Annotated in this window: 21 protein-coding genes, 2 pseudogenes and 1 riboswitch; of the genes and pseudogenes, 6 read left to right on the top strand and 17 right to left on the bottom strand. The window is 52.2% G+C overall.

Translation table 11 applies throughout. From position 1 onward, the window contains the following. Positions 1 to 37: 37 nt before the first annotated feature. From OCH02_RS05155 to OCH02_RS05120, 8 genes are all read right to left on the bottom strand, one after another. Positions 38 to 916: an ATP-grasp fold amidoligase family protein gene (locus OCH02_RS05155; RefSeq protein WP_261430199.1), complete on the bottom strand. Its 879-nt coding sequence runs from the start codon at positions 914 to 916 to the stop codon at positions 38 to 40. A gap of 78 nt (positions 917 to 994) precedes the next feature. Beyond that, positions 995 to 2,272: a lysine N(6)-hydroxylase/L-ornithine N(5)-oxygenase family protein gene (locus OCH02_RS05150; protein ID WP_261430197.1), complete on the bottom strand. Its 1,278-nt coding sequence runs from the start codon at positions 2,270 to 2,272 to the stop codon at positions 995 to 997. Positions 2,273 to 2,977: 705 nt separating this feature from the next. Continuing rightward, positions 2,978 to 4,648: an alpha-glucosidase gene (locus tag OCH02_RS05145; RefSeq protein WP_261430195.1), complete on the bottom strand. Its 1,671-nt coding sequence runs from the start codon at positions 4,646 to 4,648 to the stop codon at positions 2,978 to 2,980. 19 nt (positions 4,649 to 4,667) lie between these two features. Continuing rightward, a complete protein-coding gene (locus OCH02_RS05140; protein WP_261430194.1) occupies positions 4,668 to 5,783 on the bottom strand; it encodes an ABC transporter ATP-binding protein in 1,116 nt (371 codons plus the stop codon). 68 nt (positions 5,784 to 5,851) lie between these two features. Next, positions 5,852 to 7,213: an alpha-glucosidase gene (locus tag OCH02_RS05135; protein WP_261430192.1), complete on the bottom strand. Its 1,362-nt coding sequence runs from the start codon at positions 7,211 to 7,213 to the stop codon at positions 5,852 to 5,854. Between the two features lie 31 nt (positions 7,214 to 7,244). Next, positions 7,245 to 8,090, bottom strand: a complete 846-nt coding sequence (locus OCH02_RS05130; protein WP_261430190.1) for a carbohydrate ABC transporter permease — start codon at positions 8,088 to 8,090, stop codon at positions 7,245 to 7,247. Beyond that, positions 8,087 to 9,079, bottom strand: a complete 993-nt coding sequence (locus OCH02_RS05125; RefSeq protein ID WP_261430189.1) for a carbohydrate ABC transporter permease — start codon at positions 9,077 to 9,079, stop codon at positions 8,087 to 8,089. Before OCH02_RS05125 ends, OCH02_RS05130 begins: the two co-directional genes overlap by 4 nt. A gap of 39 nt (positions 9,080 to 9,118) precedes the next feature. Then, a complete protein-coding gene (locus OCH02_RS05120) occupies positions 9,119 to 10,384 on the bottom strand; it encodes an ABC transporter substrate-binding protein (RefSeq protein WP_261430188.1) in 1,266 nt (421 codons plus the stop codon). Between the two features lie 123 nt (positions 10,385 to 10,507). Here OCH02_RS05120 and OCH02_RS05115 point away from each other — a divergent pair, with 123 nt between their 5' ends. The 4 genes from OCH02_RS05115 (at position 10,508) to OCH02_RS05100 (ending at position 13,830) form a co-directional block, all read left to right on the top strand. Next, positions 10,508 to 11,440 carry a LysR family transcriptional regulator gene (locus tag OCH02_RS05115; protein WP_261430187.1) on the top strand — a complete coding sequence of 311 codons (933 nt, stop codon included), beginning with the start codon at positions 10,508 to 10,510 and terminating at the stop codon, positions 11,438 to 11,440. Positions 11,441 to 11,699: 259 nt separating this feature from the next. Continuing rightward, positions 11,700 to 12,479: an MBL fold metallo-hydrolase gene (locus tag OCH02_RS05110; protein WP_261430185.1), complete on the top strand. Its 780-nt coding sequence runs from the start codon at positions 11,700 to 11,702 to the stop codon at positions 12,477 to 12,479. A gap of 122 nt (positions 12,480 to 12,601) precedes the next feature. Continuing rightward, a complete protein-coding gene (locus OCH02_RS05105; protein ID WP_261430184.1) occupies positions 12,602 to 13,579 on the top strand; it encodes a GlxA family transcriptional regulator in 978 nt (325 codons plus the stop codon). 77 nt (positions 13,580 to 13,656) lie between these two features. Further along, complete coding sequence (locus OCH02_RS05100) at positions 13,657 to 13,830, top strand: hypothetical protein (protein ID WP_261152076.1); 174 nt, start codon at positions 13,657 to 13,659, stop codon at positions 13,828 to 13,830. Positions 13,831 to 13,875: 45 nt separating this feature from the next. Here the strand turns inward: OCH02_RS05100 and OCH02_RS05095 are convergent, their stop codons facing one another. Further along, positions 13,876 to 16,305 (bottom strand): DUF3772 domain-containing protein, encoded by a 2,430-nt coding sequence (locus OCH02_RS05095; RefSeq protein WP_261430181.1) that lies wholly within the window; start codon positions 16,303 to 16,305, stop codon positions 13,876 to 13,878. A 491-nt stretch (positions 16,306 to 16,796) separates the two neighbouring features. Between OCH02_RS05095 and OCH02_RS05090 the strand changes: the two genes are divergently transcribed. Further along, positions 16,797 to 18,524 (top strand): ABC-F family ATP-binding cassette domain-containing protein, encoded by a 1,728-nt coding sequence (locus tag OCH02_RS05090; RefSeq protein WP_261430180.1) that lies wholly within the window; start codon positions 16,797 to 16,799, stop codon positions 18,522 to 18,524. Positions 18,525 to 18,575: 51 nt separating this feature from the next. On the opposite strand, the gene OCH02_RS05085 is transcribed toward OCH02_RS05090, so the two are convergent. The 5 genes and pseudogenes from OCH02_RS05085 to OCH02_RS05065 form a co-directional block, all read right to left on the bottom strand. Next, the gene (locus tag OCH02_RS05085) at positions 18,576 to 19,958 is read right to left on the bottom strand and encodes a cation-efflux pump (protein WP_261430178.1); all 1,383 of its coding nucleotides are present in this window, start codon (positions 19,956 to 19,958) and stop codon (positions 18,576 to 18,578) included. A gap of 27 nt (positions 19,959 to 19,985) precedes the next feature. Then, the gene (locus OCH02_RS05080; protein WP_261430176.1) at positions 19,986 to 20,165 is read right to left on the bottom strand and encodes a hypothetical protein; all 180 of its coding nucleotides are present in this window, start codon (positions 20,163 to 20,165) and stop codon (positions 19,986 to 19,988) included. Positions 20,166 to 20,275: 110 nt separating this feature from the next. Beyond that, positions 20,276 to 20,359, bottom strand: a complete 84-nt coding sequence (mgtS, locus tag OCH02_RS05075; protein ID WP_375190752.1) for a protein MgtS — start codon at positions 20,357 to 20,359, stop codon at positions 20,276 to 20,278. A 151-nt stretch (positions 20,360 to 20,510) separates the two neighbouring features. Continuing rightward, a complete protein-coding gene (locus tag OCH02_RS05070) occupies positions 20,511 to 21,530 on the bottom strand; it encodes a magnesium transporter (RefSeq protein WP_261430175.1) in 1,020 nt (339 codons plus the stop codon). Positions 21,531 to 21,605: 75 nt separating this feature from the next. Next, positions 21,606 to 21,779, bottom strand: a riboswitch (M-box (ykoK) riboswitch). Positions 21,780 to 22,101: 322 nt separating this feature from the next. Next, positions 22,102 to 22,388, bottom strand: a pseudogene (locus OCH02_RS05065) (DUF4158 domain-containing protein); the annotation flags it as partial. Positions 22,389 to 22,563: 175 nt separating this feature from the next. On the opposite strand from OCH02_RS05065, the gene OCH02_RS05060 reads away from it, so the two are divergent. Then, complete coding sequence (locus tag OCH02_RS05060; protein ID WP_261430173.1) at positions 22,564 to 24,042, top strand: alginate lyase family protein; 1,479 nt, start codon at positions 22,564 to 22,566, stop codon at positions 24,040 to 24,042. Between the two features lie 205 nt (positions 24,043 to 24,247). Here OCH02_RS05060 and OCH02_RS05055 read toward each other — a convergent pair. The 3 genes and pseudogenes from OCH02_RS05055 to OCH02_RS05045 form a co-directional block, all read right to left on the bottom strand. Beyond that, positions 24,248 to 24,432 (bottom strand): annotated as a pseudogene (locus OCH02_RS05055) (hypothetical protein); the annotation flags it as partial. Positions 24,433 to 24,451: 19 nt separating this feature from the next. Then, the gene (locus tag OCH02_RS05050; RefSeq protein ID WP_261430171.1) at positions 24,452 to 25,783 is read right to left on the bottom strand and encodes a sensor histidine kinase; all 1,332 of its coding nucleotides are present in this window, start codon (positions 25,781 to 25,783) and stop codon (positions 24,452 to 24,454) included. Further along, a complete protein-coding gene (locus OCH02_RS05045; RefSeq protein ID WP_261430170.1) occupies positions 25,759 to 26,427 on the bottom strand; it encodes a response regulator transcription factor in 669 nt (222 codons plus the stop codon). Before OCH02_RS05045 ends, OCH02_RS05050 begins: the two co-directional genes overlap by 25 nt.

Below are 26,427 nucleotides of genomic sequence, written 5' to 3'. Positions count from 1 at the left end.
CGGGTACCACTGCACCCTACCCGGGGATTATTTGCTGTTATTTCAGCTTTAGCATCTTCCCAAGTAAAATATCGGTTGATTCGAGCATGTCCGTATCAATACCGGCGGAGGGCGTAAAGGTTAATTCGCCGAAAATGGGTTTGCCGTTGGCAATATAGAAATCAACACGGACAAACTCAAAGGGCGCAGATAATGTCCTGGCGTACTCGAAGAGAGCATCATAACCCTCGGGTTTAACAAAGGCATCTATCTCCTGTTGGCTAAGCGCCAGGCAATCCTGGCTGTAACAAAGAAACTTGAAGTCTTTATCAAAAAAGTAATATTTCGGCGTGCCGGTTTCTCTGCCAACACAAAGTAAGGTGCAGTAAGGAACACCATGGAAACAGTATATTTTATAATCATCAGGGCCATGACCACTGGATGACTCTATAAATTTCTCACCTATTATTTTTTTATTTATCCGCTTATAGTTCAACTCTGCATAGACTTTCCAGTAGTCCTCTTTCATCCAGTTATCAATGGTTTTAGCGGCTTTGGTAACGTCCAGTGACTTTTTATCCTGGCAAATCAGGTTGTAACCTGAACCATGGTTGCCCTTAATCACAAACTTATCGGGCAAAGACCCCCAAGGGATCTCATCGACTGAATCGCAAACGAAGTAAAGCTCATTGAGAATTTCTTCACAGCCTTTCGCTTTCAAATACTCCCTGACTGCGTATTTATCCGCACATTGCGTAACCAGCGCATTGTTGCTGTAACCGTTAAGTTTCAGATAATTTATCTTTTCGTTCCAGGTCACTGGTGGGTTAAGATTTAATCTCTTCCCGAACGCTTTTTTATATATTAATTTGGTTTTAAAAGTCGGTGTGAATGTAGCCAATTGGTTCATGATAAATTTATTAATATTCTTTTTCATACAACCTGTCTCATAACTTGAACAAAGTATTAAAACGGCTCCTGACAGGAACCAAAGGAGGTTTATTGCTATTGGCTGTTATTGCTCACTGCGCCATTGGATCATCGCCGGGGCGGTACTCAGATCAAATTTATTCTCGCCCAGTACCCGATTGAGGATGCGGGCCGATCGCCAGGCCACCAGACTGAGCTGAGGATCGGCAATACCGTGGTGGTGCATGCTGGCATTGACGGCAAACAAAGCATTCTCATGCCCCGCCTCGCGCTCAAGGGTAAAATCAGCGGCAATACGATATTGCCCATCGGCATCGGTCAACACCCGATCCGCCAGGGAGGCAAGAAAAGCCGGTTGAGCCTGTTCATAACCGGTAGCAAAGATAACCACATCGGCATCCAGGGTCTCACGCCCACGATCAAGATGATGCTGTGTTTCCAACCGATAAAAATTATCCTGGCTATTAAGGGCGGTCACGGAGCGGCTGGGGAGCAGGCGTACCCAGCGTTTTTCTTGCAGGACATCGAAACGGTGATACATGGCGCGATAAATAGCCAAAAGAGACTCGCTGGTGATGCCATCGGAGGTCATTTTTTGTTCGCGCAGCATCTGTTGTTTGGCCGTGTCACTGAGCGTGTAGAAGTCGTCGACGTAATCGGGCGTAAAATACTCGTTAGCAAATGCCGCTTCATCAAGAGCGTTGTAGTTGTTACGTCGGGAGATCCAACTCAGTTGCTCTGGCCGGCCCCACTCGCCCTGAAAAATATTAAGGAACAGGTCGGCTCCGCTTTGACCTCCGCCCACAATGGCCACGCGTTTTCCGCTAAGGTTTGGCTGACGAAACATCATTTCGCTGGCGTGAAAACATTGATCATTTTGTTCGGTCACGCAGTCCGGCAGTTTAACCTTCTTGCCAATACCCACGCAGACGTGTTTAGCGTAAAACACCTCATTCTGGGTGGTGACAACATACTGCCGCTGTTGGCTATCAAACTCCACGCGCTGAACGTCCTGGTTGAAAACCAGCGAATCCAGGCCCGTGGCAGCCCAGTTGAGATAATCGGCAAACTCTTCACGTGACACTGTGCGTTGTTCCGTTGTCAGGAAACGGTAGAATTTTTTCCTTTTCACCAGATAGTTGAGGAAGCTATAAGGGTTGGTTGGCGAGACGGCGGTCACCAGATCCTTCAAAAAGCTGGTTTGCATACTACATTCCGCCAGGATCATGCCTGGATGCCAGGAAAACTGCGTTTTGCGCTCAAGGAATTTGCAATTAAAACCTTCGATTTCGCTGCCAAGCGCAGCAATACTGAGGTTGGACGGACCGATGCCAATACCGATAAAGTCCAAACACGGGTTCATTAGTGTGCTCCTGAGTGAATAAATAGACTGGCTAAGAAATTCATCCGATTGAAAAAGAACAATTAAATAATAATCACGATATGATATTATTATTGTTACCCTGACAATTTAAGATAAATACCAATTAATTCCTAAGCCATGAGTATTATCGCAGAGTCATGAAAAAGGTGTGCTTTGGGAAAGAATCTCGAGGAAATGAAATTCAATGGGGTAACAGAGGAATTCATAACATATCCCTATGTTAGTTTGCCTATTCCACATGGCATCTTCCTTAATTAGACACAGCCTGGTCAGAGTAGCGCTAAAGTTGCACGCTGGCATGTGAAAAAAAATAACATTAGGGCCAATACACGCGTTGTTAATGTGAAATTAAAAGTGAAATCGTAAAAAATCATAAAATTTCACCTTGGTTTAGGGGGTGTTACTGTTGGGGCACAGCCCGTAAAATGCTCTCCCCTCAAAATGAACGAAATAAAATCATTTAAATATCAACATATTAAAGAATGTCGTGGCTGCGGGGGGAGGAATCAAACAAAAGTCTGTAGGGTTTCTGGTCATTTAAGCCATCCCATACGCTTTAAAGTAGAACAAACCGTATTTTTGCAATTGTTCTGGGAAGTCATTAACTGGGAAAGTTGACGATTTTAAATAACTTTCCCATAGAAACTAATTTAGGGCCTGGTTCAATCCATTGCAATATTTCCCCTATTGATAGATTCGTGCCTCATAAGGGCGAAGCATTTGTCGTTCACCCTGGTGGGAATAATTACTCAACAACAATGATCTTTTTCCCAACGGCAAGAGTTGAGAGTCAATTTGTTGTGATTCACCACTCAGGTTGCACAATACCCACCCTTGCCGTTCATCCAGGCTACGGCTGTAGGCGTAAATATTAGGATGCGCCGCCAGTTGTAATTGGTAGCGGCCATAGACCCACATCGGATCCTGCTTGCGTAGGCGGATCAAGGCCCGGTAAAAACTCAGTACCGAATCCGGTTCGTTACGCTGACGCGCCACGTTAATCTGCTCAAAGTTGGCATTCAATGCGAACCACGGCGTCACCGTGCTGAAACCAGCGTGAGGCCCGTCGTCCCACTGCATTGGGGTTCGTGAATTATCGCGCCCACTACGACTGAGGAACGCCAGGATCTGCGCTTCATCCATGCCCTGTTCCCGCAGCCTGGCAAAGCGGTTTCTGGCGGCAATATCGTTAAAGTCGGCCAGACTCTTGAAGACGGTATTGGTCATCCCCAGTTCCTGGCCCTGATAGATAAACGGTGTTCCCTGCATCAGGAAATACATGGCGGCGATGGCGGTGGCGCTTTCACGCCAATACTGCTTATCGTCACCCCATTTCGAGACTACGCGCGGAATATCGTGATTTTCGACGTACAACGCGTTCCAACCTTTACCTTCCAGCAATGTCTGCCAGCGGGTAAAGATATCTTTCAGACCCATCACATCGAGCCCAGCGTCCGGTGACTGCTGATGGCTGGTTTCCCACAGTTTGACGTGTTCAAACTGGAAGATCATATTCAGGCGGTCGTGCTGTTCCCCCACCCAGTCCTCACCCTGCTGCGCCGAAGCGCCGTTCATTTCGCCCACCGTCATGATGTCGTAGCGGTTAAATACCTGCTCGCACAGGTCATCGACATAGTCCAACAGGCCGTCGTAGTTAAGATGCCGTTCGAACGACGGCACGTAACGCAACCCCTGTGGGTTGGGCATGTCGGTCAGCCCCGGCTGTTTTTTCATATGGCAGATGGCATCGATGCGGAAACCGTCAATGCCCTTGTCCAGCCACCAGCGCATCATGTCATACAGCGCCGCACGCACCTGCGGATTCTCCCAGTTCAGGTCAGGCTGACGTTCCGAGAACAGGTGCAGAAAGTATTGTTCGCTGCCGGGGTCATATTTCCAGGCGGAACCGTTGAAGATGCTTTCCCAGTTGTTGGGCTCCGCGCCGTTTTTGCCGTCTCGCCAGATATACCAGTCACGTTTGGCACTCGATTGAGATGACCGGGATTCAATAAACCACGGATGTTCATCCGAAGTATGGTTGACCACCAAATCCAGTATCAAACGCATGCCGCGGGCATGCACTTCGGCCAACAAACGGTCAAAGTCCGCCATGGTGCCGAACTCCGTCATAATGGCCTGATAATCACTGATATCGTAACCATTGTCGTCGTTTGGCGAGCGATACATCGGGCAGATCCAAATCACGTCAATGCCCAGCCACTGCAAATAGTCCAGCTTGTCGGTGATGCCATTCAGATCGCCAATGCCATCGCCGTTGGAATCCATAAAGCTGCGCGGATAGATCTGATAAACCACCGCCTGTTTCCACCAGCGCACCCTTTGCCCACCACTCATGTCATTTTCCTTTTATCTATTAATGTGCCTGTGCCGACGTCAAAATACGCTGGAACGCCTGGCCCTGAGAGTCAAACAGATAACAGCATTCCACCGGCAGACGCACACCCACCGTATCACCGGCCTGAATGGTCGAACGCTCGGGGTTACGCAGTACCCAGGGCTCGCAAGCGTTGCCATTATCCAGATAGAGATAGGTTTCATTGCCCATGTGTTCAACGAACATCACCTCCCCCTGAAACTCGCACTGGGCCCGTTCACCGCCGCGAATATGCTCCGGCCGAATGCCGACGTTAACGCTCTGGCCTTCCGCGCCGGCTGGCGTGGCGATCGGCAGCACCAGCGCCTTGCCGTTGTCCAGTTCCACCACGCTTTGGCGTTCACCGACACGCCGTAAAATTGCCGGGATCAGGTTCATTTTTGGCGAACCGATAAACTGCGCGACAAACTCATTGGCCGGCTGGTCATACAGTTCCAGCGGCGTCCCCACCTGTTCAACATGTCCCTGGTTGAGCACCACAATGCGATCGGCCAGCGTCATTGCTTCCACCTGATCGTGGGTGACATAAATAATGGTCGACCTCAGCCGCTTATGCAGCGATGCCACCTCCATACGCATCTGTACCCGCAGCGACGCGTCGAGATTGGACAGTGGTTCATCGAATAGAAACAGCTTGGGTTCGCGCACGATGGCGCGGCCAATCGCCACCCGTTGCCGCTGACCACCGGAAAGATCCTTCGGCCGACGTTCCAGCAATGGTTCAAGCTGCAAGATTCGCGCACTCTCACGCACCCGACTGTCGATCTCCGCCGCCGAATGCCCCGCCAACTCCAGCGCAAACGCCATGTTTTTATACACGCTCATGTGCGGGTAAAGTGCGTAAGACTGAAACACCATGCCGATACCGCGTTCGGCGGGCGTATCGTCGTTGACGTAGTTGCCATCGATATACATGCCACCGCTGCTGATCTCCTCCAGCCCGGCGATCATCCGCAACAGGGTAGATTTGCCACAGCCGGAAGGCCCGACGATCACCACAAACTCGCCGCTATTGATCTGCAGATCCAGCGATTTGATCACCTCGGCGTTAGCCCCGTAGCGTTTTTGCAGTTTTTCCAGCGTTAATTGCGCCATATTCCTCCCGTTCTCACACCCAGTTGGCATTGAGCGGGACGCCGACAACAAGCGCCCCGCCATCCGGCTTATTTAAGGTAATCGAGCCACGGCCCCTGACGCGAAATCATCACGTCCACCAGCTCGGGGATCGCCCGGCACTTGTCGTTGACCGAATCCACCAACAGCGCCTGGATCACCAGGTCACGCGAGCCTTCAATGACCGCGTCAGCGGTCAGGTCGTGAATGGCAATCTGATTGCTGAGCAAGCCACCGATGCCGGCCGGCATGTTGACCTTGATGCCATGCACGCCTTTGCGATCGATAATGGCCGGCACTTCAACCGCAATAAACTCCGGCAATTGTTTGATAAACCCCAGGTTAGGGATATTGACCGCCGACTCTTCATAGCCGGAATCGGTCAGTATTCCTTCCATGATCGGCACCACGCGCTCTTTCAGCTTCAGTTCGATTTTCGGCTGCACATGGCCGAGGTAATTGCGATAGAAGGTGTAGAAATCGAGGATGCCGCGATGATCGCTGACCTCACTGGCCCAACGGATATACTCACCAAAGTGACTGTCGCCAGTGATCGGCAAGTGGTGGAATTTTTCCAGGATCTCTTTAAACAGCGTGCGGTCGGCCCAGGGATAGGCACTGTCTTTGCCGCCCAGTGCATCACGCTCGGTGCTGCCTTCGGTCTGTACCAGTTTGCCGTGGGTACGGGTGTAAGCCAGAATGTCGCTGTAGCCCGGCAGGCGGGAAAAATAATCCGGTGCCTTGGCACGCACATCGGCATAAGCGTCTTTACCGCTGTCTTTGTAGCGGGCTTCCAGCAACACGCTGAAGTGGTTAAGCCCGGCGGCCCGCAGGTTGAGGTTTTCAAACGAAGTGTCGAGCATCTCCGGTAGATAGCGCTCCAACGAGGCAATTTCGTGGCACATGCCGACAAAATTGAGCTGCGGGAAGCGTCGATGCACCGTGGTGCAAATGCGGCTCATCGGGTTGGAATAGTTAAATATCCAGGCATCTGGGCAAATGTCAGCGACGTCGGCGCAGATGTCGAGGATCGGCGGAATGATACGCAGCGAGTGGAACAGGCCACCGGGGCCGCCGTTTTCACCATAGACCTGTTGGATACCGTATTGCTGCGGGATTTGCCAGTCCAGATCCCACAGCGCAAAACGGTCACCCACCTCAATGGAGATAATCACAAACTCCGCCCCGCGCAGCGCGGTTTTACGATCGGTGGTGGCGCTGAGGGTAAACGGCAGATCTTCCGCCGCCAAAAAGTCCCGGGCGGTTTTCTCTGTCACCGCCAGAGCGGCCGGGTTGATGTCGTGCAGCACAATTTCGCTGCCGTACAACGTCTTGCTCTGGAAGATGTCCCCCAGCGTGCCGTAGCCGAATTGCGCGCTGCCCGCACCCACTAAAACGATTTTTGTAGCCATTGGTTTGCTCCTGCTTAGGGTTAATCGAAAATCAGCCTTTTACTGCACCGTTGGTTAATCCGCTGACGATACGGCGCTGGAAAATCAGAACCAGTGCGATGATCGGCAGTGTGACGCTGACCGAGGCCGCCATGATGGCGCCCCAGGGAAGTTCGAACTGAGAAGCGCCCTGCAGCATGCCAATCGCTACCGGCACGGTGCGTTTGCCACTGGAGATGACAAAGGTCAGCGCGAACATGAATTCATTCCAGGCACCGATAAATGCCAGCAGCCCGGTAGTCACCAGCGACGGGCCCATAATCGGCGCAAAAATACGGCTGATGATGGTCCAGGTACCGGCACCGTCGACGATCGCCGCCTCCTCCAGTTCCGCCGGGATCGCCTTCATAAAGGTGGTCAACACCCAGACGGTAAACGGCAGTGAGAACGTGGTATAGGACAACACCAGCGCACCCAGAGAGTCATACAGCCCCATAAAGCGCACCAGTTCGAACATGCCGGACAGCACCGCCACCTGCGGGAACATCGACACGCAAAGAATGGTGAACAGCAGATACTTGCGGCCGCGAAAACGGATGCGCGCCAGGGCGAATGCGGCGGTAATTGACACCAGCAGACAGATGCCTACCGTCAGCGTCGCCACGACGATGGAATTGAGCAGGCTGCGGGCGATGCCGTTTTCCATCAGTGCCGTCAGGTAATTGCCCCAGTGCAGGTTGCTCGGCAGATAGGCGACCTGGAACAAATCCTGCCCCGAACGCAATGAGGTGATCAGCGCGTAATAGAAAGGAAACAGGCAAATCAGGCTGGCCAACGCGGCGGCGGCAAATATCAGCGCCTTGTGGCCGTACTTTTGCTGTAGGCGGCTCAGTTTCATGCGCGTTTTTCCTTATCATTCAGGCGACCCAGCGTGAGGAAACTGGCGGCGATACCCGCCACCATCATAAACACCAGCACCGAAGCGGCCGAGCCAGAGCCCATTTCCTGATAGCTGACCATGCGGTCGCGGGCATAACCGGATACCGACACCGTGGCCTCGCTATTCGAGGTCAGCACGTAGATCAGATCAAACACCCGCAACGCATCCATCACCCGGAAAATCAGCGCGACAATCATCGCCGGCATAATCAACGGCAAGGTAATGCGGCGAAAGCGCTGCCAGGCGTTGGCACCATCGACCCGCGCGGCCTCATACAAATCGCCAGGGATCAGTTGCAGCGCAGCCAGCAACATCAAGGCCATAAACGGCGTGGTTTTCCAGACGTCGGCAATCACCACTGCCCACATCGACAACCCCGGCTCCGCCACCCAGGCCAACGGCGTGGCGATGATGCCGCTTTTGAGCGGCAGGTCGTTGACCACCCCATACTGGTCATGAAACATCCAGCCCCACATTTTGGCGGAAACAATAGTCGGGATGGCCCAGGGCACCAAAATGGCGGTACGGACCAGCCCCTGCCCACGGAATTTCTGATTCATCAGCAACGCCAGCAGCATGCCAAACACCAGCTCCAGCGAGACGGATAACAGGCTAAAGCGCAAGGTATTGCCCACCGCCAGCCACCACAGCGGATCCGCCAGCACCCCGTAATGCTGGCCGTCCGTAGTCAGGTCAAGGTAGTTGGCGAAACCGACAAAGCGATAGTCGTCCGGCGCGTCCAGCATGGCGTCGGTGAAGCTGTAAAACAGGGTGCGCAGCAGTGGCCAACCCGCCACCGTCGCCAGCAACAGCATGGCCGGTGCCACCAGTAACCAGGCGATGCGACTGCGACGCTGTTGGTGATTAAGCTTGCTGCGCCTGAACGCCCGCGCATGGGCAGGCGCCGGCGTGGCCGTCAGGGATAAAGCGTGAGTATCGCGTTTCATGCATCAGACTCCGGCGGTTAATGGATAATGACCCTGCTTTTAACGCCATCCTCTGGCTTTAATTCGTTCCAGCCGTTGCTGTAGATCCGCCACTGCCGTGACACCGTCACTATCGCCGCGCAGCACGTTAAAGGTGGCGTTGTAGATAGCCCGGGAGACCTGCGCATACTGTCTTTTGGTTTGGGTTGCCGGGCGCGGCATCGCCTGAGCGAAAATGCCCTTAAAGTCAGCCAGATAAGGCGCCTGTGCCAGTACCTGCGGATCGTCGTATAACGCCGTGCGGGAAGGCGCCTGGCCCAGCAGTGCCAGCGCCCTTTTTTGTGATTCGGCATCGCTGACGATTTTCAGCAGCGCGATCGCCGCCTGAGGGTTTTTGGTATACCCGTTTATCGCCCACTGCCAACCGCCCAACGCACTGACTGAACGGCCATCGGCACCTTTTGGCAGCGGCATCACGCCCACCTTGCCGCGGATCGCACTGCTGTTGTCCTGTGCCAGCACGTAGGCGTATGGCCAGTTGCGCATAAACAGGGCATCGCCGTTCTGGAATACCGCCCGCGACTCCTCCTCCATGTAGCCAAGCGTGCCCTTCGGCGTAATTTTGCCTATCCAGCCGGCGGCCATATTCAGCGCCTGCGCCGCCTGTGAGTTGTTGATGGTGATATTGCCCTGGGCGTCGATAAAACTGCCGCCGTTCTGCGAAGACACCCACTCCAGCGCGTTGCAGGTTAGCCCTTCATAGGATTTACCCTGGAACACCAGTCCCCAGAAATTTTTATGGCCGGCGGCACGTTCCCCCTGCTGAATGCGGGTGGCGATGCGGGTCAGATCGGCCCAGGTTACCGGCGGCTGTTCGCCGTATTTTTCCAGCAAATCCTTACGGTAGTAGAGCGCACCGCTGTCCAGATAGGCCGGTACCGCTTTGACCCGGCCGTTCACCACATTGTTTTGCCAGGCGGCAGGGAAAAAATCCGGTTTGATGTCGCTCACGCTGTCGGTCAAATCAAGCAGGTGCTTGTTCAGTACGCCGATCCACACGGTATCGGCCTGGAACAGATCGATGGCGCTGGCGTCTTTGGCCGCAAACAGTTGCTGGAACAGCGACAGCTTTTCATCAGAAGCGGGAGGCAGATCGATAAACTCCAGGCTATGCCCCGTCTGGGCTTCGAAGCGCTGCTTAATTTCATTGCAATACTGTCGCCCCTCTTTGCTGGGTGCGCATTGCATGCGCAGCGTGTCGGCCTGCGCCTGACCCGCTGTCAACGCCAGTGCGGCAGCAACCATACTCGATATCAATCTTCTCATTGCATCCTCTGGGGTGGCGGCTGGGAATACCGGCATAGGAGCAAGCTATCGAAGGCGGGTCATTGGCGGAAATCGTTTTTCATCGCTACGATATAGAAACTTTCTATACCACCAGTGGAAAATATGATCGTGGACAAAATTCTGCGGCAGTTTATCGAAGTAGCGATGTTCAAAAATGTGAGTCATGCAGCAAACAAGCTTTGCCTGAGCCAGCCAACGCTGACCCACAACATGAAGAAACTGGAAGAAAATCTGGGGGTGCAACTGCTGGAACGTACCTCAACCGGGGTGAAAACCACCGAATACGGTGACCTGCTGCTGGAGCAGGCACAGATGATGCAGCGAATTTATGACAATACGCTGATCAAACTGGCCTTTATCAAGGCGCGTCAGGAACAGAGCCTACGCATGGGCACCGGTCATGCCTGGTGGTATATGTTTGTGCGCGACAGTTTCAACGCCTACCGCAAGCTGCATCCATCGGTAAACATCCATATCGATCTGGGTAACCATCTGCGCCTGATGGATTTACTGTTGGGCGGCGATATCGATTTGTTTATCGGTCATGAAATTCAGGGGTTGAACCCCAAGGCAGGCATCAGTTTTCTGCCGCTGTTCGGCACCAGCGACACCATGTTCGTGCGACGCGGGCATCCATTACTGGGCCAACCGGTCGCGCCGGACGCTTTACTGGACTATCCCTGCGTCGAGCTGACGCCGGATGAAAGCCGCTACCATCATATGGTGGAGGATATGCAGCCGAAAAAGCTGGCGCGTAACCGCCTGCACCTGGCGGAACGGGTGATCTGTTCGACCAACTCGATGATGTCGGCAGTGGATATGATCAACGATTCCGACGCGGTGCTGCTGGCCTATCCTGCCTGCATGGCGGGCTATTTTGCCAATTACGGCATCGAGCCATTGCAACTGACTCAGCCAGGCCAACGCTGTACCGTCGGCATTTACCTGATGCGCGAAAAAGCGGATGCCCCTCACCTGGTGCAAATGCAAAGATTAATGCAGCAGCACCTGGAGCCGATCCGCCCTCTGTTGTAATGGGAGGGGTAACGATGCTGGTCGTTCCCTTTACTGTCCTTTCTTCTATTACTTTTGAACAGGCCTTTTAGCCGCGGAGAAAGGACAGTAAAAAAACTTAACCACTGCGATTGACCTGATTTCATCGACTAATGACCTGTGAGCATGTCACGGCTTATCCCTTCCTCCTCTTATAGTAAAGCCACTCGCAGCCACCCTGCCCAATAATACCAAAGGCCGTGGCTGAGCCTCAAAATCTGATGAATCACTGGAGCAATCAATGAAATTAACGCAAATTCGCAATGCCACTCTCGTGCTGGAATATGCCGGTAAAAAATTCCTTATCGACCCGATGCTGGCAGAAAAGGAAGCCTGGGATGGATTTGCCGGGAATGCTCGCCCGCACCTGCGTAATCCCATGGTCGCCTTGCCCGTGTCTGTGGAAGATCTACTGGCTGTTGATGCCGTTATCCTGACCCATACGCATACCGACCACTGGGATGAAGCAGCGCAGCAGGCTGTACCCAAAGACATGCTTATTTATACACAGGATGAGAGCGACGCGGCGCTGATCCGTTCTCAGGGCTTTCTTAACATCCGCGTTCTGAAAGAGGAAAATCATTTTGTTGACGGACTGACGATTTATAAAACAGACGGCCAGCACGGCAGTAACGAACTGTACGCCGATGCCAAATGGGGTGAACTACTGGGTGATGCATGCGGTCTGGTCTTCACTCATCATGATGAAAAAACGCTTTATATCGCCGGGGATACCGTCTGGGTCAAGCCTTATGCGAGAAGCCTGCAGCGCTTCAAACCGGAGATTGTGGTACTCAATACAGGTTATGCGGTCAACGACCTTTACGGTCCGATCATCATGGGTAAAGAAGATACGTTGCGCACGCTTAAGATGTTGCCGACGGCGACCGTCGTGGCGTCTCATATGGAATCGATCAATCATTGCCTCCTTACTCGCGCGGAGTTACGCGAGTTCTCACTTGAACACGGCATTGAAGATAAGGTTCTTATTCCTGCAGACGGTGAAACAATGGCTTTCTGATAAGCCATTAAGATTGATTCAGGGGAAGAATGCTATTCCGACAGGTCACCTGTTATCCTTTGAACAGTTGAAATTTTGCCGCCGGTGGTCCGGCGGCTCTCCTTTACTGCAAGGTTAACGTTATGTCTGCATTGACGGTCGCCGTGATTGCCACGGCCGGATTCAGCCCGTTTCACTTTTCAGTACCCTGCATTATTTTCGGACAGTCTATGCCGCAGCCGGATTTATTCCGCGTGGAAATCTGTGCTGAAAAATTGGGTGTCGTCCTGTCTGATATTGGCCTGTCCATCAACGTGGAGCATGGCCTTGAGCTACTTGACGTCGCAGACATTGTTATCGTTCCCTACTGGAATCATCCGGAAGAGCGACCTTCTCAGGCGTTGCTTGATAAGCTGATAAGCGCATGGCAGCGCGGCGCAGAAGTGGTTGGGCTTTGTCTCGGTGCATACGTGCTGGCCTATTCCGGTTTACTGGATCAGCACCGGGCCGCAACACACTGGGAGTTCGAACAGGACTTCGTTGAACGATTTCCCGCCGTTCGTCTGGACAGCAACTCGCTGTATACCAGCGATGAACGCCTTATTACCTCTGCCGGCACCGCCGCCGGTATTGACTGCTGTCTGAATATTATCCGGGATCATTACGGTTCAGCGGTTGCTAACCGTGTAGCAAGAAGAATGGTGGTTCCTCCTTATCGGGAAGGCGGCCAGGCACAGTTTATTGAACGTCCGGTTCCGGTATCAACACGGGATAATAAAATAAACGAACTGATTGAATATTTGCGGCGAAACCTTGATAAGCCGCACGATCTCGACTCACTGGCGGGGTTTGTCAGCATGAGCAGGCGGACACTTACCCGCCATTTTTTTAAGGCAACCGGGACAACGCTGGGGGATTGGTTAAACGCTGAACGTCTTCAGAGAAGTCAGGAGCTGCTGGAAACGACGGACAGCAGTATTGAAAGCGTGTCTGACATGGCCGGGTTTCAGTCGCCAATTTCTTTCCGCCAGAGTTTTAAGGCGAAATTCAGCGTCAGTCCAAGCGAATGGCGCCGGGCATTCCGTGGTCCCACGTCTTCACAAATCCGGGGAAACTCCTGAGGAGGAGCATCTGGCAAGATTATCGCCGCTGATACATGGCTATACTTAAGGGAGTGTTCAGGATGGAGATAACTGCGATGAAAACAATGCTCCCTGTGCTGTTGATGCTGATGCTTTCCGGCTGTATGGGCAGAGGCGGCCCACAGGATGTCCCGCCACCGCCCGTACATAACGATCCACAAACCTGCAATAACACGTCCGCCAGTGCCAACAGCGATTGCTCGCAGTCCGTGGTACCGGCGATGCACTGAGTTTGCCTTATGGCTCGCCCGAGGCGAGCCATTGCAATGCGCTAATTACGAAGATTGTTCTTCGTCGTTGGTCAGGTTTTTCGCCTGTTGCTTCATAAATACCACTTCCTGTGGACTGGACATATTGACCCGCTCCGCGCGCAGCAGCTTGAGGATATTGAACAGCAATTCACTCTTGGTGGAACCCACCATGCGCGGGCTGGCTACATAACCGGTCACGCTAAGAATAATGCCGTCCGGGCCGAGCTGGCTAAAACGAACATAAGGCGCAGGCGTTTCCTGAATGGCTTCATACTCCTGGTAAGCGCTCAGCAAGATATTGCGCACCTGCTCCGGGTCAATATCCGTCGGGAAGGTCAGCGCGATGGTCACCACGCCCTGTGCATTGCCCATGGTAGCATTACGCACGTTTTGCGAGATGAGCTGCGAGTTGGGTACGATCATGGTCGAACGGTCACTGAGTTGGATCTCTGTAGCACGCACGTTAATACGGCGCACATCCCCTTCCACACCGCCAATACCGATCATATCCCCCACTTTTACCGGCCGTTCGGTCAGCAGGATCAAGCCGGAAATGAAGTTCTTCACAATCTCCTGCAGACCAAAACCGATACCCACCGACAACGCACTGACGATCCACGCCAGATTGTTCCACTGGATACCCAGCGCCGCCAGGGTGATCAGGATCAGCAGCACATAACCCACATTGCTGAACAACGTGACCAGTGAGGCACGAATACCGATGTCTGAAATGGTTTTCGGCAACAGTTCCTGGCTGAGCCAGCGCTGGGTCACCCGTAGAATATAGATACCGATCGCCAGACAAATAACCGCGTTAATCAGGTTGCCCGGCACAATATTCAGCCGTTGCAGCCCTTCGCCGCTCAGAATGGCAATGATCTTGTCCAGCAACGAGTTGGGCGTGGTGGTGCCGAACGAGCCGTTAAACAGCGAGACAATCATTAATAACAACAGAGAACACTTGGCTATGGCGGTGAAGATAATCGCCATTTGCTCCAGGTGACGGTCTTTGAAGTTGAAGGACTTTTTAAGCATCTTGCCGCTGGCGGTCTGCGAAGAAAATATCGCACCGCACAGATCGGTGGCGAACATCAGCAGAAAATAAAACGCCATCAGCACCAGCGCGACCCAGATCACCTGATAGGTCAGGAAGCGGGCGAAGGCGATATACCCCACCAGCAGTGAAAACAGGATTATCACCGAACACACCAGGGTGCTCATGTGCAACAGGCCACTGAGGGTAGAGCGTTTCTCTACGTGCTCCCCCTGCTGCTCCAGCCGGCGGCGAATGCGCTGGGAACGCAGCGGCATCGCCAACAGCACCATACCGATTAATCCGGCAACCAGGCCGTTGCCGAAAATGGTGGTGCCCAAACTGGCACTCACCACGTTGTTGATAAGCTCAATCGAGCCAAATGCCAAGGCTAACCCGGCCAGCAGCGGCGAGAAATAGCGTAAACCGGCGGCCACCGCGTCATCCATGGTGCCCAGACGCCAAGACGGGCGGTTAAGAGACAGCGTCGCCCGGCCCAAACCGGCAATCAGTGCGCAGAAAATCCCCAACCGATAAAAGCCTTCGGCAAAATCTTCCAGCATCCCCGGCAGCGGCTGCACGCGGGTAAAAGTGAGATACAGCAGATTCAGCGCAATACCGGTGGTGATAACCGTAACGGTGACGGTCATTATCGCCATAAAGCTGCGGCGTAAACGGCCATCCGGCAGAAAACGAATACTCACCCAGGCCAGAAAGCGTTCGGAAAAATAACGTCCCCATGACCAGATAATCACCGCCAATACCAAAAGAGTGAGGGTACCGTAGCGCCACTCTTCCTGCCAGCTGGTGTCCCAGGCCTGTTTCATGGCCGTATTAAACTCGTCCAATCGCTGCATGTCACTGGCGGCAGGCTGCACCACCGGCGACCAAAATTTGCTGCCGAGTACGCTACCGGTGTTCAATGCCAACTGGGTTTTGAACGCCACACGACGCAAGTCACTGATTTGCTGGCCCAGATCAATCGCACCGGCCCGCATGGCCTGTGCGCGCTTCACCGCATCGTCCAGTTGTTTTTTACTGTTGTTCAATGTATTACGTTGCTGCACCACGGCGGCGGTTTCAGCCATCGCCCCGGCGGCCGGCTGCGGGCCTAATACATCAAGTTGCCCCTGCAGTTTCTCCTGCGCCGGTTGTAGATCGGTTGCCAGTTTATCCAACCCGGCGGCCAGATCGTCGGTAGTCAGCTTCAGTTTGCTAAGCTGGTTATCGTTATCGGCTTTGGAAACCTGCTGCTTGATGCTGTCCAACTGCTTTTGGTAGTTCTTCAGCGCAACCGCAGGGTCTACCGGGGCTTCAACAACAGGAACATCATCATCCTGTGCGGCGACGCTGGTCAGCGGCGCCAACTGCAAGCCAAATAGCAGGAACAGGAAAAGAATAATCTGACGGGGCTTTAACATAAATTCGGTGCTCAGCGTTTGCATGATAGACAGACGAAACAAGCGGGCCGGTATTTACCGACCCGCTTGGCTAATCATAAACTGTGATTATGATAACTGCTTAATCTGCGCTTAAATATCAGTATTACTCCCATTCAGCACGATTATCCGCACCGACGCCTCTCTCTGCATAATCCCGACAGAGCTTTCCGTGTACTGCACTGATAACTAGAGATATTCACAGTGGCGCAACCGGTCAAAGCGCCCTATACTCAGTTCATTCATTAACCAACGAAATAAAAGGAGGATTACTATGCCGATGTGTGAATTGTTTTTTTACTCACACTTCTATAGTAATCGCTGCTGCTCAAGCATTACCGGTATCGTGCTGCGATAACCCAGGCTTGAGCGAAGCTGATTAAAATCTGAAGTTCCTTCCCTCCGGCTTACCGGGTTGTCGTCAGCGATGTTTGACGATAGGCATCTGCATGCCTGTAACTCTTGAGTAAGCAATGACCACATTACTATCTGCACAATCTGTCGGTTACGACAACAATTTCGGCCCTCTGCTGGTTGAAGTTTCCTTCAGCCTAAAGAAAGGTGACCGCATCGGTTTAATCGGCCACAACGGCTGTGGCAAAAGCACCCTGCTTAAAATCCTCAGCGGCGATCTGCCTGCCGGTACCGGCAGCGTCACCCTTTCCCATCAGTGCCTGATGGCGCGGGTAGAGCAGCATCTGCCTGAAGCTCTGCACAACTGCACCCTGCTGGATGCGGTATTGCCCCGGCTGCCTGAAAATCAGCGCGTCAGTGAAGGTTGGCAGGGCGAAGTGCTGCTCTCCAGCCTGGGTTTTGCGCCACCGTCATGGACGCTAACCGCCGGAACCCTGAGTGGCGGTCAGCACACGCGTCTGCTGCTGGCACGAGCATTAATCCGCCAACCGGACTTGCTACTGCTGGATGAGCCCAGCAACCATCTGGATATTCCTACTTTGCTGTGGCTGGAGCGGTTCCTGCAAAGCTGGTCCGGCAGCTTTGTGCTGGTGTCCCACGATCGCTATCTGCTGGATCAGGTCACGAACTGCACCTGGATTTTGCGCGGCAAGACCCTGCAATTCTTCCGCTTACCCTGCACTGCTGCGCGCCAGGCGCTGGAGGAACAGGATGCGGCGGATGCCCATCGCCGTCAGGCGGAGCAAAAAGAGATCGACCGGGTGGCGAAAAGCGCCCATCGGCTGGCCATTTGGGGCAAGGTTTACGACAACGAAGATCTGGCCCGCAAGGCCAAGCAAATGGAGAAACGCGTTGACCGCCTGAAGGAGGAGCAAACCACGCTGAGCGCGGGCAGCCAATGGCGGCTCAGGCTGAAGGGAGAGGCGCTGGATGCCGATCGCCTGCTGGCCCTGCCATCAATGGAAGTTCGCCCGGCATTCGACGCGCCGGTGCTGTTCCATCTCAGCCCACTGCGGGTCAAAAGCGGCGATCGCATCGCCATCATCGGACGCAACGGTTGTGGGAAATCTTCTCTGCTGCATCATCTATGGCGGGAGTATCAGGACGTGACCCTACGGGAAACGGTTTTCCATCCCCGGGTACGCATCGGGTATTACGATCAAAGCCTGCAGCAACTGCACGATGATGACACGCTGAGTGAAGCATTAACCCACTTCGCAGCGTTGACCGAAGATCAGCGGAAGATGGCGTTGATTGGTGCCGGTTTCCCCTATTTGCGTCATCAACAACGCATCAGCACCCTGAGCGGTGGCGAGCGTTCACGCCTGCTATTTGTCGGCCTGACGCTGGCCAAGCATTCGCTGTTGTTGCTCGACGAACCCACCAACCATCTGGATATGGAAGGTAAGGAGGAGTTGGCGGAGACTCTGCGCCAGTTTGACGGCGCAGTCATATTGGTCACTCATGACCGAATGCTGATCGAAAATAGCTGCAACCGTTTCTGGTTGATTGACCATCAGCGTCTGGAAGAATGGCAGGATCTGGAGCCCGTTTACGCCCGCCTGGCCGAGGAACGTGACACCGTCACCATAACTGCACCGGGCCGGGATGCCGTCATTCATCCGTTGAAGCACGATGACGAGGAACGGCTGTTGGCCGCGCTGTTTGAACTGGAAAGCAAACTACAGGAGGATTTGGCGCGCAAGCCAAAACATCAAAAAACGCAGTTGCAGCAACAATGGCGCAGTGAAATTTCCACCCTCACCGCACGGCTGAATCTGGACTAACCTTTACCGGCCGCCCACGGGCGGCCTTTCCACAAGGTTCCGGTGCCGGACTCAGACGACCGATTTGGGCTTGATCGGTTCCACATGCCCTACCGCCCGAGAGATGCTCGGGTAAAGCGCACGTAACTGGCGCTCTATGCTGTCTACCGCCGCATGTGCCGACGCGATGGAAGCCGCCGGGGAAACCCGACAATGGAAATTGACGATAATGCCGCCAGCGGTTCTACGTGCGCGGATGTTATGAACGTCCTGCACCATCTCGCCTTTTTCCACCGTGGTTTCCAATATTTGGCGAATGCTCGCCAGTTGCTCCGGCGCTACATCCACACTGGCGATCCAGTGATTCGTCTGGGGTTCCAGATGAGTTTCGATCTCCGTGTCTTCACCAATCGCCTGCCGCAGCAGCGTTTCAATCTCACTGGCAATTTCATGCGCCTGCGCCACGTTGGCACTGGCCGGCACGGCCAAATCCATGCTGATCGACATACGTTCCGGCAGTTGCTGCAACGCCAGATTTTGCACTACCGCACCGTGGTTGGCGGCAATCACCCGGATGCGCGTAGCCATGTCTTCGTCACTGCGGGTTTGTGGGTTAGCTATAACCGTGGCCTCGGCATGGGCATATTGCTGCTCCAGCCGTTCGGCTATTGATTGCTTCAACGCGTTGATGCGTTCCAGCGGTAAAGTGCGACAGACCGCGACGGTGACCTCAATAAACAAGATGGCACCGGCGTTGCGAATGCGGATATTTTCCGTGGCCAGGATCGCCGGGAAGGATTCCAGCAAGACACCGATCTCTTCCTTGGCACCGGCCGGTGCCATGTCCATCAGCGAATCAAACGAGCGCTTACCCAATTTCACCGCTGCCACTACGATAAAACAAGCGACGATTAGCGCGGCGATGGCATCTGCGCGGGTGAAGCCCAGCATCACAAAGACCATGCCTAACAGCACCACGGCGGAGGCAAGCATATCGGAGAAGAAATGCAGTGCGTCAGCTTCCAGCGCCGCACTGTCGGTAGCCTTCGCCACGCGATTGAGCGCCCTGACGCGGAAAAAGTCGACCACAATCGAGATCAACAGCACGGCAATCACCACCGGAGCCGCGACAATTTCATGGGCCTCCCCCAACAGGCTTTTGCCGGCCTCATAAACAATCCACCCCGCCGCGCCCAACAGCAGCAGCACTTCAAACAGCGCCGCCAGGTTTTCCACTTTACCATGGCCAAAATGGTGGTCATCATCAGCCGGTTTGTCGCTGATACGCACCGCCAGCCAGGTAATGCTGGTGGCGATAAAATCGGTGAAAGAGTGGATCCCTTCGGAAATAAGGCCAATACTGCCGGTAAAAATGCCGGCAATAAATTTACCGGTTGCCAATAGCCCACTGGCTATCATGGAATTTCTGGCAACGGATTGTTTTTCATTTTGCATATTACGGCTCACATTCAAATGGGTAATTCATTTTTTTATTTTAGTAGACCAATGCCAGACAAAAGCAACCAGCAGCATAGTACCCGAGAATGTCAGCATTAAACTAGAAAGGAATTCTGATTTTCCGGTTGAATAAAAATAAATCTCATTCACACCGACGGCAATCATAAAAATGGCATAAAGTAAGCCAAGAATAAGAAGGATCATGATGGTAATACTCCCAAAGTCCCCATTGGGCGGTCAGAGTTTAATCGCATCCTCCCCATAGTAAATAAAACCTTCGGGGAGGATGCATCCAGGCGGATCTTTAGAGTTCATTAATCATCCCATTTAGTGCTCATATAGGCCGCTAACAGACCCAGCGAGCTGATAATGCTCAGGAATCCTACAAAAATTGTCATGTTTCCCATTATATTGTCCTCGGTTAACTATTATCGATAGAAGCCCCTTTAATTAATAAGCGGGGATTGTCATTGCTCATAGGTATTTACGATCCTCCTTTTCAGTGAGATAGAATACCCGCTCCGGCTACGACACGGAGCGGATGGCGGTTTAAATCCCCAGAATATACTGGGCGATTTTGAAGTAAATAATCAGACCGGTGCCATCAATAAAGGTGGCGATAAAGGGTGCCGACACCACCGCCGGGTCAATCCCCACCCGCTTGAGCAACATCGGGATAATCGAGGAGACAATGGCGCTCCAGACGGTGATCGCCACCAGCGACAGGCTGACCACCATTGTTACGTCCATCCCCACCCCCATGATCCAGGCCCGCGCCCAGGCGGCTATACCAATGGTGGCAGCTATCAGCAGCGAAGTAGACACCTCTTTGCGGATCACTGCACCCAGGTTACGCAAGCTGACTTCGCCAAGCGCCATGGCACGAACCAGCGTGGAGGTGATTTGGGTGCCGCTGTTGCCGCCGGTACCGATCAGTAACGGGATGAAGAACGCCAGCGCGATCGCCGCTTCCAACTGCTCTTCAAATGCCTTGAGCACGTTGCCGGTGTAGGCTTCCGCGACAAACAACATCAGTAACCACACCGAACGCTTGCGCCATAACGCCCAGGGGCTGGTTTCCAGATAAGGTTTATCCAGCGGCAGGCTGGCGCCCTGGCGCTGTGCATCCTCGGTGTTTTCGTCTTCAATCAATCGGGCAATTTCTTTTTCACCCAACACGCCCACCAGGGTTTTATTTACCACCACCGGCACCACGTCCAGGCCGCCCTTACCCAATAAATGCGCGACATCATTACGATCATCATCGGGTGAAACCTGAAAATAGCTGTGGTTGATCATGACCCCAACGGGTTTATCGTTATCTTCACATTGCAGTAATTTTTTAACCGAAAGCGTACCGCGCAAATGATAATCGTCGGCGGTAACAAACAGTTGAGTCGGAATTTCGTCGGTTTTAAGTTGCGAAAGAAAATATTCCTTTGCCTTATTGACCGTCATATTACCTGGAATGGTAATGAAATCGGCGTTCATATAGCCCGCCACCGAAGACTCATCAAGAGTTTCAGCTGTGGCCAGCGCCGGGGATAGTGTGTTGTGATGTGACTTCATTATGTTAGTCCCTATTTCTGTTTGAACTTCAACAGCGAATCGCATAGGGGCGTTAACCACAGAGGGAGTGCAGAAAGCCTATCTCCGCGTCCAGGTTTTAGCACTATACAACGTATCTGATGTATTCATCAGAAGTTACCTTGGGCTGAACCTTAATCCGATAAAGCCTGTCTTAACCTTGGGCATCTCTCGATGTCGTCAGATCAGTAACCTGTGTTTGTATAGGAGCCTCGCCAAACGAGATACTGCATATAAACTACGGGGGGCAGTATAGGCGCGCTTTTTTATTTTTGGGTAAAAATCTGACTGACCGTTTATGAAACATTTAGAAAAAACCATTAAATCAGACCAGATTCATCCCAATCCGCATTATTAAATTATCAATGCGCAATGATATACACATTTTTATCGTACAGCGGCCCCTGCCGGGTAAAGTCGATGCCCTTTACATAGGTTTTGACCAGCGTAGCGTTGGCTTCGTAATAAACCGGAGACACCGGGGTATCTATCGCCAGCAGCTCTTCGGCCTGTTGGAAATCATCTTTCGGCCTTCCCGCGCCAGTTTCAGCAACCGGTTCTGGTGAATAGCAGGCCAGAGATCTCCGGTGAGCTTTAGCTTGCTGGCGATATGCTTCAGCAGCACGTCAGAGGGTGGGATTTTTTTATCCGGGGCAAAGCCGACATTTTCAGATAGCAAAGAAGGACTGCAAAACCAAAACGGCTGGCGGGTTTACGGTGAGCATTGATAAGCGCCAGATCATGCTCACTGAAATACGCCATTCGGGTCAGCGTTAACTCATCGTCTGGCAATGCCAGTAATAATTCTCTTTCCGACAGCGAAAGAATTTGCCTCCGCACCTATAAAAGGTTAAAAAACCAAGTATCCGGGAAACGGCTGAGGCAACAGAGTATAGCTATTTTCAGGTATACCGCATTCAGACTCATTCACTATACAAATGATCGTGTCAATTCTTAAATAAAATATTAATACTATTTTAATATGATATTAATCTTAAATGTATACGGAGATATTATGTCTTACAAGAAAACACATTTTTTACTATTGCTTATAACAATATCAACCTTTGCTTCAGCAGATATCAGAATGGCACCTGGTACCATTTCACTTTTGGCTGGAGGAGATTCGATAAATACAATAATTATCTCGCAGCAAGGTACACCTTCTGACGTTGTTCTAAAAGTTGATGGATTGCCTCCAGGTGCTACTGCTTCTTTTTCACCAGAATCGGTTTCATCAAATTGGGGAATATCAAAATTAACCATCAATACAACTAAAGAAACCAGTGCCGGAAATTATTCTCTGACCATTAATGGGAGTGGGATGGTAAGTACCTCAGCAAAACTTGAGGTTAAAAATGATATCGTATTTGTTCACCCTGGTGTATTCCTTAGTAAAAATCAGATGGACCATCTTGAAAAAAATGCTAATTCAGGAAGTTCCCCATGGACAGCAGCGCTAACAAACGCAAAGAACAGTCTACTTGGAAAAAAAGAATATGTGCCATCACCGTTGGCTTCCGTGAATGCTGATGACTCAAAACAAAGCAATGCAATTATTAATGATGCAAACGCTGCTTATACTCAGGCGCTGTTGTGGTATATAACAAAAGATACATCTTATGCTGATAATGCTATCCGTATAATGAATGCTTGGTCGGAAAAATTCACTGGTGGTTTCTCAGGCAGTAACTACATAAATCTGGCCTCGTGGACAGGTGATGTCTGGCCCAGAGCTGCAGAAATAATTCGTTATACTTATTTAAACAATAACAATTCAAGTAAATGGGATACTATATCAATCGATAAGTTCAAGCTTATGCTTGCTCAACAATACATTCCATTAGTTACTCAGGGAAGGCCTTATGGCTTCTATGGCGGTAATTTGAATTCATCTAGTGCGGCTGCATCAATTAATATAGGTGTTTTTAATGATAATGCGGAGGTATTCTTGCGAGGAATTTCTATGTGGCGAGCAACACTTCCAGCATATATCTATCAGGTGCAGGATGGCCCTAATCCTGTGCCACCTCTCAACTGGTCTGCAAAACAAATTTCAACAGATAATTTGAAAGGTTTCTGGTATAAACAAACACCTCTGGTTAATGGTCTTAGCCAGGAAACATGTCGGGATTTGGGGCATGTTTCCTGGGGGCTGTCGGCTCTTGCGAATGGAGCAGAAACAGCCCGACTACAGGGGGTTGACCTCCTATCTGAAATCACTCTGGGAACAACAAACTCATTGCGAATTGCAAATGGTATCGAATTTAATTCGACATATATCAACAATAAGGAAATAACGCCACCCTGGTTATGCAGAGGTAGTATTAACCAAGGAAGCTCGGTCGGGACCGGAGAGGTTCTTTATAATGATCTTGTTAACCGTCGTGCTATATCATTGCCTCAAACCTCTACCTATCTTGATAACAAACGGCCCACGCAAGCCAGTTATTTTATGGTATGGGAAACATTAACTCATAACAGCAACCAATAGAAAGAACAATTATTTAACTGACAAAAGATCAAAGAAATTAAAATAGCTGCTAAAGTTCCAAAAAACACAAGACTAAAGCTCAACGAACTTTGTTATAGAAGATATTGCTTAACATGAATTTTCGCTTTACTGATCGTCTGTCCCCACAAGTCTGGGGGCAGGCGATTATATACCAGTTGCGATATCCACTAGGATAAGTGTCGTCGACGCCCAGTTCTGTCGGTGGTTTACTGCCGGCGTTAATCTCCGCCGCATTTAGCACGTAGGCGGATGCCAGATAGCTGCCGTAGGAATTCGGACCAGCGTTGCAGGCTCATAGCCATTGGCCCGTACCAGCTCCTGCGTCGCCGCCAGTGGCGTTCCTGCCGGTACCTCGGCGGCGTTAACCACGACTCCCGCCAGAAAACGACTATCCGCGGTACGGCAAAATAATGCTGACCTTTAATCCGCTGGCGTGGCGTTGGCTATCCTCCAACTTCATGGTTCCCCCCATATGAGCCAGAGCGGCATTAACTATTGATAGCCCCAACCCCGCACCACTCTGGCCACTTCCCTCAATGCGATAAAACGCATCGAGTACCCGCTGACGATGTTCAGCAGCAATGCCTGGCCCGCTGTCCTCGACAATGACAATCGCCTTGTCCTTCTCAACACAGACCTGTAAATCGACGACGCCACCTGAGGGGGTGTAACGTATCGCATTTTCCACCAGGTTCCTCACCAGGGTAAACAGGTCGGCCTCGTTAAGCATTAACCTCACCTCCGTCGGCTGCCATACCCCGAGATCAATGCTTTTGGCCTCCGCCAGCGGTAACAAATCTTCAATCACCGTGCGAAATACTGACGCTACCGAGACCTGCGTCATCGGGCGTTGCGAATGCTGTTGCACCCGCGCCAATGACAGTAGCTGTTCCAGCAGGTGTCTGGTACGTTTTATACCCTGCTGCATACGCTGTAGCCGTTGCTGCGCCACTTCCGGCATTTCTGCGCTCCCCAGACGTTCAGCCTGTAAGGACAGTGCCGTTAGCGGAGAGCGCAATTCATGGGCCGCATCAGCGACAAAGCGACGTTGAGTTTCTACACTGGCGGCGACTTTGCCAAACAAACGGTTTATCGACGCAATAAAGGGCGCGATTTCTCTGGGAAGTTCACTGACCGGTAAAGGTGTCAAATCCTGCTCTCCTCGCAGTTCCAAATCGCGAGCCAGAAGGCGAATGGGTTGCATGCTTTTTTTGATCAAATCAGCCACCACCAGCAGCAAAATGGGAATTAAAACCAGCAAGGGGATCAGTGTTCGCCAGGCACTTTCCATGGCTATCTCATCACGCTCTGAGGTGCGCTGTGCCACCGCTACTCGAGTTTCTGGCGAGAGAGTACGTATCAGCACTCGAAACGAGACGCCGTCAATCGACAGGGTCTGGAAGCCTTCCGTCAGGGGAACATTGGGTAAAAAATGGGCCTGGGTTAACGTCCCCGACGCAGGGATCAATTGCACAATCACCGCCGCCTCATCAGCACTGCGCATTGGCGCATTATGTTGTCGCAGGCTGGAACTCTCATCACTGCGGATCAATCCGGCAATCTGTGCCAGCGTAGTGTCTTGCAGCTCGTTGGCCTCCTCAAAAGAAGCATAAAAAGAAAAGAGCCCCGCAGCCAGGGCGACAACGATAATCGCGCAACTCAGGCCCAGAGAAAGCTTGAACTGCAGGGAATCCGTTAGCCGTTTTTTGCAACCATCCATCCCACGCCCCTGATGTTTTTTATCACTTCGGTACCCAATTTCTTACGCAGCGCATGGATGAGGTATTCCACCGCATTGCTTTCCACCTCTTCTCCCCAACCGTAAATTTTCTCTTCCAGCTCACTACGCGAAAGTATACTGCCTGGGCGCAACATCAGGGCATGCAGTAAAGCAAACTCACGGCTGGATAAACTGCAGCACAGGCCGCCGCTCTTCAAGCTGGCCTCATGTGAAGCCGGATCCAGCGAAAGCAGCCCATTGGTGAGAACGGGTGCGGCACTACCGCCTTTACGGCGCAATACTGCACGTATCCGCGCCAGCAACTCTGAAATGTCGAAAGGTTTGAGCAGATAGTCATCGGCACCACTGTCCAAACCTTTTAACCGATCTCCCAGCGCATCCCTGGCGGTGATAATCAGTACCGGCAGCGTGTTACCTTTGCCGCGCAACGCAGTCAGTACGCTGAAGCCATCCTTATCGGGCAGGCCGAGATCCAGCAGCAGCACATCGTAATGCTGGCAGGCCAGGGAAGTGAGTGCGGCCCGCCCATCACACACCCAATCAACGGCATAAGCGGCATCTTTCAACGCATCCTGAATGGCTTCGCCGATCATGCCGTCGTCTTCAACCAGTAACACCCTCAT

The sequence above is a fragment of the Serratia quinivorans genome (assembly GCF_946227985.1).
Lineage (GTDB): Bacteria > Pseudomonadota > Gammaproteobacteria > Enterobacterales > Enterobacteriaceae > Serratia > Serratia quinivorans_A.
The sequence above is the reverse complement of the archived record's forward strand: the minus strand, read 5'-3'. Positions and strand labels throughout refer to the sequence as shown.